Raw genomic sequence first — 697 nt, forward strand, 5'->3', positions numbered from 1 at the left:
CGGGCGCCTTTACTACCGCGGTGCCGATGCCGTCGCCCTCGCCGAGACCGCGACCCTGGAGGAGGTGGCGGCCCGGCTCTGGGAGCTGCCGCCCGGCCCGGCCTTCGGGCCGGAGGCGCCGCCGGGCCGGCCGGGCGGCGGCGACCTGCTGGGCGCCTTCGCGGCCGCGACGGCGGACGAGCCGACGGCCTCCTGGCAGCAGGACCCGGCCCGCCTCGCCGCGGGGAGCGGCGCTCTCGTCCGGCTCCTCGGCGCCTGCGTCACCGGCCGCACCGCCGATGCGGCGCCGCTCCACCGGCACTGCGCCGCGGCCTGGAGCCTCGATCCGGCCGGGGCGGAGGCCGTGCGCCGGGCCCTGGTCCTGTGCGCCGACCACGAGCTGAACGCCTCGGGCTTCACCGCGCGCTGCATCGCCTCGGCGGGAGCGAGCCTGCGGGCGGCGGTGATCGGGGGGATCGCGGCGCTCACCGGCAGCCGCCACGGCGGCACCACCGCCCGGGTCGAGGCGGTGTGGGACGCCCTCGACGCGGCGGACCCGGCGACGTCCCTGCGGCGCCAGCTCGCCGGCCGCGAGGGGCTGCCGGGCTTCGGCCACCCGCTCTATCCCGCCGGCGACCCGCGGGCCGCCGCCCTGCTGGCGCCGCTGCTGGCCGACGATCGGGGCCTGCGGGCGGTGACGGCCGCCGCCGAGGCGCTG

At 81.3% G+C, this 697-nt stretch carries 1 protein-coding gene; it reads left to right on the plus strand.

What is annotated here, in order from left to right:
- Positions 1-697, plus strand: a 697-nt coding sequence (locus A5481_RS30070; protein ID WP_280946703.1) for a citrate/2-methylcitrate synthase, incomplete at both ends; no start/stop codon positions are given.

Source organism: Methylobacterium platani, from assembly GCF_001653715.1.
Taxonomy (GTDB): domain Bacteria; phylum Pseudomonadota; class Alphaproteobacteria; order Rhizobiales; family Beijerinckiaceae; genus Methylobacterium; species Methylobacterium platani.